General features: G+C 38.7%; 4 protein-coding genes. All 4 read right to left on the minus strand.

What is annotated here, in order from left to right; translation table 11 throughout:
- Positions 1-809: 809 nt before the first annotated feature.
- Positions 810-2,258 carry an asparagine--tRNA ligase gene (gene asnS / locus HDC90_RS25090; RefSeq protein WP_184471368.1) on the minus strand — a complete coding sequence of 483 codons (1,449 nt, stop codon included), beginning with the start codon at positions 2,256-2,258 and terminating at the stop codon, positions 810-812.
- A 111-nt stretch (positions 2,259-2,369) separates the two neighbouring features.
- The gene (locus tag HDC90_RS25095; protein ID WP_184471370.1) at positions 2,370-3,362 is read right to left on the minus strand and encodes a transglutaminase family protein; all 993 of its coding nucleotides are present in this window, start codon (positions 3,360-3,362) and stop codon (positions 2,370-2,372) included.
- Positions 3,363-3,468: 106 nt separating this feature from the next.
- Positions 3,469-4,404 carry an alpha-E domain-containing protein gene (locus tag HDC90_RS25100; RefSeq protein ID WP_167293763.1) on the minus strand — a complete coding sequence of 312 codons (936 nt, stop codon included), beginning with the start codon at positions 4,402-4,404 and terminating at the stop codon, positions 3,469-3,471.
- Positions 4,405-4,414: 10 nt separating this feature from the next.
- A complete protein-coding gene (locus HDC90_RS25105) occupies positions 4,415-5,863 on the minus strand; it encodes a circularly permuted type 2 ATP-grasp protein (protein ID WP_184471372.1) in 1,449 nt (482 codons plus the stop codon).
- Between the last annotated feature and the right edge of the window lie 647 nt (positions 5,864-6,510).

The raw sequence follows: 6,510 nt of genomic DNA on the forward strand, positions 1-6,510 counted from the left end.
AATAGATTTTAAAACATAAACAACCTTAATTAGCCAATAAGCCTTATTTATCTTCAATAATCAATTTTAACCGGACAACAGTGAAACAAGTTCAGTATGACAGAAGCCGTTCTCTCGAATCGTCACCCTGAATTTATTTCAGGGTCTAATGATGCAAAATAATATGATAGATACTGAAACAGGTTCAGTATGATGGAAGCCGTTCTCTCAATCGTCACCCTGAATTTATTTCAGGGTCTAATGACGCAAAATAGTATGATAGATACTGAAACAGGTTCAGTATGACGGGATTCGTTCTCTCGATCGTCATCCTGAATTTATTTCAGGGTCTAATGACGCAAAATAGCATGATAGATACTGAAACAGGTTCAGTATGACGGGATTCGTTCTCTCGATCGTCACCCTGAATTTATTTCAGGGTCTAATGACGCAAAATAGCATGATAGATACTGAAACAGGTTCAGTATGACGGGATTTGTTCTCTCGAATCGTCACCCTGAGTTTATTTTAGGATCTAATGACGCAAAATAGCATGATAGATACTGAAACAAGTTCAGTATGACGGAAGCCGTTCTCTCGAATCGTCACCCTGAATTTATTTCAGGGTCTAATGACGCAAAATAGTATGATAGATACTGAAACAAGTTCAGTATGACGGAAGCCGTTCTACCGCATTGCCAATCATAATAATTTCATTAATAAAAAAGCGTCAAGTTTTTAAAACTTGACGCTTTTGGTAACAGGCAATTTGTTTTCCCTAAACCCTAAACCCTAAACCCTAAACCCTAAACCCTAAACCCTAAACCCTCCTAAAACTCTGCGTTTTTAGGGAATCTAGGAAACGCGATTACGTCGCGGATGTTGGTCATTCCGGTTACGAATAATACTAAACGCTCGAAACCTAAGCCAAAACCAGCGTGTGGTGCAGTACCAAAACGGCGGGTATCTAAATACCACCACAGTTCTTCTTGCGGAATATTTAAAGCTTCCATACGTTGTGTTAAACGGTCTAAACGTTCTTCACGTTGCGATCCGCCAATCATTTCGCCAATACCCGGGAAAAGGATATCCATAGCGGCAACAGTTTGTCTGCCTTCTGCATCTGGTTCGTTCTGGCGCATATAGAACGATTTAATATCTGCAGGGTAATCCGTTAAGATTACTGGTTTTTTAAAGTGTTTTTCTACCAGGTAACGTTCGTGTTCACTTTGTAAATCAGCTCCCCACTCATCAATCAGGTATTTAAACTGTTTCTTCTGGTTCGGTTTAGAAGATTTTAAAATCCTGATCGCTTCTGTATAGGTTAAGCGCTCAAATTCGTTGGCTAAACAGAAATCCAATTTCTCTAACAAGCTAAATTCGCTGCGTTCGTTCTGTGGTTTTTGTTTATCTTCTTCCGCTAAACGGGTATTTAAGAATTCTAATTCATCTTTGCAGTGGTCTAAAGCATATTTTATGACATACTTCATCATGTCTTCAGCAAGCTGCATGTTGTCTTCTAAATCGGCAAAGGCAACTTCGGGTTCAATCATCCAGAATTCGGCCAGGTGGCGTGTTGTATTCGAGTTTTCTGCCCTAAACGTAGGACCGAAAGTATAAATCTGTCCGAAAGCCATTGCCGCTAATTCACCTTCCAATTGTCCGGATACGGTTAAGTTGGTTGCACGGGCGAAGAAATCCTGCGAGAAATCTACTTTACCATCTTCAGTGCGTGGGGTATTGTCGAGATCTAAAGTGGTCACTTTAAACATTTCGCCTGCACCTTCAGCATCACTGGCCGTAATTACGGGCGTGTGCATGTATACAAAACCACGTTCGTTGTAAAACTGGTGGATGGCAAATGCCAATGCATGGCGAACCTTAAAAACGGCGTTAAAAGTGTTGGTACGGAAACGCAGGTGTGCAATTTCGCGTAAAAACTCTAAACTGTGTTTTTTTGGTTGCAACGGAAATTTTTCAGGATCGCTGTCGCCTAAAATTTCAACCGTTGTTGCTTTAATTTCTACTGTTTGACCTTTGCCAAGCGATTCGACTAATTTACCTGTTGCAGAAATGGCTGCGCCGGTTGTTATTCTTTTCAACAGCTCATCAGGCAAATTATTAAAATCGATCACCACCTGGATATTGCTCATGCAAGACCCGTCATTTAATGCAATAAACTGATTATTACGGAAAGTTCTAACCCATCCCATAACCGTTACTTCTGTGTCAAATGCTGTCGACTTTAATAAATCTTTAATTTGCTGTCTCTTAATCATATTGTTATTTGTAAAAGGCGCAAATTTAGAAAAAAAAAACGTATCAGTTAGCAGTTTTCAGCATACTGTTTTCAGTTTTTTAGCTTGGCGTGGCTGTCAACTGCAAACTGCCTACTGTTGTTGTTGCTGCTGTTGCTGCATCGCTTCCATATATTGCTGATAGCTATTTTTCGTTCTGGCGGTGCTTATCGTTTCCGAAGCTTTGGTATAGTTTACTTCTTTTGGCTGGAAGTAAGTTTCATTATCATTAAAGTCTTCATCGTTATAACCTACAGATACATTCACTTCCATAATATGTTCGAAACCACCTTTGTAAACACCTTTTACGGGTGAGCAATCGGTAAAATTGCGGCCTACTGCCAGGCGGACATGGTTTTCGTTGGCAATACAATTATTGGTAGGATCTAGGCCCAGCCAGCCATATTCGGGTAAATAGGCCTCGGCCCAGGCATGGGTAGCACCTTCGCCACGCATACCATCTCTGTTGGGGCAGATATAACCACTTACGTACCGCGCAGGGATTCCGGTTAAACGTAGCATAGCTGTTAGTACATGCGCAAAATCCTGGCAAACGCCTGCTTTAAGATTTAAAATTTCATCAATGGTGGTATCAACCGCCGTTACCCCTTTAATGTATTCGAAGTTGTTGAAAACGTGTGCACAATACCTGATAGCGGTTTGGTAGGGGGTATCTTCGGTGCCTTTAATTCCTAAGGCCGTTTCCCTTAATTGCGTGATACCGTCAAAACTTTCCTGCCGTAAATAATCGATATAGGGTACTTCAAATTTTAAGGCGCTTAAACTGTTCCATTGTTCGCTACTAAACATATCATCTTGTGGTAATGGCTTCGGAAAGGTTTCTACAGTTACCTTCGAAAATATTTTAAGTTGAGTATGGGGTTCGTTTTGGGTAAAAGTACCTACCTCGTTACCGTAATAATCGATAAAAATTTCAATTTCAGGGCTTCCTGATATATTCAGGTCGTGTTTAACCACTTTTTGGAAATCATCTTTAATTGGAAATAAAATAATCTGATTCGCACTATCGCGAACAGGCAATTCGTATTTGTAGTTGGTGATATGTTTGATTTTGAAAATTGGCATATTGGTTATTATTATAGGTTACCACTGATTAAAAAGATAAACACAGATCATAAATCAATAAAAGAATGGTCGCTGTGTTGATCTGTGCTCATCTGTGGTTAAAAAATTATGAATTTGCGAAATAATATTCATTTAACAGGTTTCCGATGCCGAAAAGCTCGGCCCTGATCTCAGTAAGGTAATGGTGCAATTGCTCTTCGTTCATGGTATTTACCGAGCTATAGGTAATCATACTTTTTAAACGCCCAATTTTAAAAGACAGGTTGTTGTAATGTTCGATATTGCTTTCGCTCTTTAGCCGGTTAAAATATCTTTCAATATTATTCATGGCATATAATGCCGACCGTGGAAAATCATTGTTGAGCATAGCCAGCTCAATGATGTTCTTCGCGTCGAAACCTTGTCTGTAGGTTTTAAGATAAAGTTCATAACCACCTAACGAAAGCAATAAATGTTTCCAGTAGGATATATCGGTCAACAGATCGGGGTTGCTGCTTATTGAGCTGAATTTAATGTCCAGAATATCAATCGATTGGATGCTTCTTTCCAGGTGTTTGCCAATATTCATAAAACTTCTGCTTTCACCACGCTCCATTGCGCTATCGGCGGTTCCGTTATACAGCATTACCTGTTTAATCAAGATATCTAATGCTGTAACAGGATCGTCTTTTTGTACATACCACAGTAGTTTTTCATCTTTAACAGTATGGTAATACTCGTTTAGGCATTGCCATAAATCTTTTGGTATATGTTCCTGAACGCTCCGTGCGTTTTCCCGTGCCAGGGTAACAATGTTTAAAATCGAATTTGGGTTTTCGCGGTTTAGCAGGAGGTACTCTATCACTGCCCGGCTATCGTGCTGTATATTCAATAGTTCATTTTCATCATCTGACGAAAAAATCCTGATTACGGGCTTCCAGGTAAATTCCTGTATTGTGTCTTGTGAGGAAGCGTAATTTATTTTTAACATGCGCAGCATACCGTCGCTGCGCTCAACGTATCTGCTTAACCAATATAAGCTTGATGCAACTCTACTTAACATATTCCGTATTCTAAGAAGTTAAAACCCATGTATCTTTACTGCCGCCGCCCTGCGAGCTGTTTACCACCAGTGAGCCTTCTTTTAAGGCTACCCTGGTTAAGCCGCCTGGCACAATTGAAATGCCATCTGGTCCGTTTAAAGCAAACGGACGGAGATCTATTCGGCGCGGAGCCAGTTTTCCGTTAATAAAACAAGGAGCAGAAGATAGGCTGATGGTGGGTTGGGCAATAAAGTTGCGTGGATCTTTCAGTATCTCCATTTTGTATTCTTCAGTTTCCTGCTCATTGGCGGCATGCCCCATTAACATTCCATATCCACCGCTTCCATTGGTTTTTTTTATGACCATTGTATTGATGTTTGCAAAAACATAATCAAGCTCATCTTTATTGCTGAGCTGGTAGGTAGGTACGTTCTTTAATATGGGCTCTTCGTTTAGGTAATACCTGATCATATCTGGTACATAGGTATAAACAGCTTTGTCGTCTGCTACGCCATTACCTACTGCATTAATAATGGCCACATTGCCTTTGCGATAAGCACCCATCAGGCCTGCTACACCCAGTACGCTGTTCGGGTTAAAAACCAGCGGATCGAGATAGTCATCATCTACACGGCGATAAATCACATCTACCTGCTGCAGGCCTGTAGTGGTTTTCATAAATACCTTTTGGTTTTTAACCACCAAATCGCGCCCTTCTACCAATTCTACCCCCATTAAGCGGGCCAGGGTAGTATGTTCGTAATATGCAGAATTATACATGCCCGGACTTAGCAGTACAATTGTTGGGTTCGAAACTGCCCTGGGAGAGAGGCTCATCAAATTTTTATATAATATGGCGGGATATTCGGTTACGCTCCTTACACCACATTGCGGAATAAGATCGGGGAATAACCTTTTGGTAATTTCCCTGTTTTCGAGCATGTAACTTACGCCTGATGGTGTTCGAAGATTATCTTCGAGTACATAAAATGTTCCGTCATGATCTCTGATCAGGTCTATCCCGGCAATATGGATATAGATATCGTGCAGTACATTTACATTGTGCATCTCTCTTAAAAAATGCGGACAAGAATAAATTACATTTATAGGTACAATCTGGTCTTTTAAGATAAATTGATTGCTATAAATGTCTTTTAAGAAAAGATTTAGCGCCTTTAGCCTTTGTTTTATTCCTTTTTCTATGAAAGACCACTCTGTTGAAGTGATAATTCTCGGAATAATATCAAAAGGAAAGATTTTTTCAATGCCTTCGCCGCTATCATATACTGTAAAGGTAATACCTTGACTCATAAATAGCTTTTTGGCGAGTTCTTCCTTTTTATTTAGATTTTCGAGCGACTCTTTAGAGAAATTGCTGATAAAATTTGCATAGTGATTTCTGTAATTATCACCATTTAGAAACATTTCATCGTAAGTTTTGGGATGATTAAAGTAATTTTTTATAAAATCTTCTATCATTTTGCTTAAATATTTCCTTAAATTATGATTTTACAAGAATAAAACTAGTTTTTTTTATGATAAAATTTAATATTAATGTGGTTTGTGTTGATTTGTTTTGGTTTTTGTGTCTGGATTTTAGTGTTTTATGTAATTTGTATTAAAAATTTTAATTTTTTTGATAAAAATACTTGTTAATATGAATAAAGTTTGTACTTTTGTAATGCTCGTTAATTATTATTATATATTTGGTTTAAAAAAAGCGCTGGTAACGGCGCTTTTTTTATAAAACTTTCAAGACTTATTCATAATCAACATAAACCAAACAACCAAGAAAGCTCCAGTTTACTGGAGCTTTTCTTTTTTGTGTTGTTATTGCGATTTAATAACTCGGATGAAATATAACAGAAAGGAGAGGAGGATCGTTATTTGCACAGTGAAATGGATAAATCTTTGAACTATGTTTAAAGATTTATCCTCCAAAGGAGTTCCTTTGAAACACTGTGATCGAAATGACAATGTCTTGAGATTAGAACGATCGTCATCCTCGCGCATCCGTGGATCTTGATGCTTTAGGGATCAAGCGGAAAAGTTGGGGGGAATAAAATAATTTGTTTCTTTGTGGTATTACAACAATTATAACTTCCCTTGAATCAAGCCGAACAAAC

The sequence above is a fragment of the Pedobacter sp. AK013 genome (assembly GCF_014205835.1).
Taxonomy (GTDB): domain Bacteria; phylum Bacteroidota; class Bacteroidia; order Sphingobacteriales; family Sphingobacteriaceae; genus Pedobacter.

Bases quoted from the DNA above. Each gene is read 5' to 3' on its own strand.
- asnS (WP_184471368.1), bottom strand. From the start codon at position 2,258: ATGATTAAGAGACAGCAAATTAAAGATTTATTAAAGTCGACAGCATTT.
- HDC90_RS25095 (WP_184471370.1), bottom strand. From the start codon at position 3,362: ATGCCAATTTTCAAAATCAAACATATCACCAACTACAAATACGAATTG.
- HDC90_RS25100 (WP_167293763.1), bottom strand. From the start codon at position 4,404: ATGTTAAGTAGAGTTGCATCAAGCTTATATTGGTTAAGCAGATACGTT.
- HDC90_RS25105 (WP_184471372.1), bottom strand. From the start codon at position 5,863: ATGATAGAAGATTTTATAAAAAATTACTTTAATCATCCCAAAACTTAC.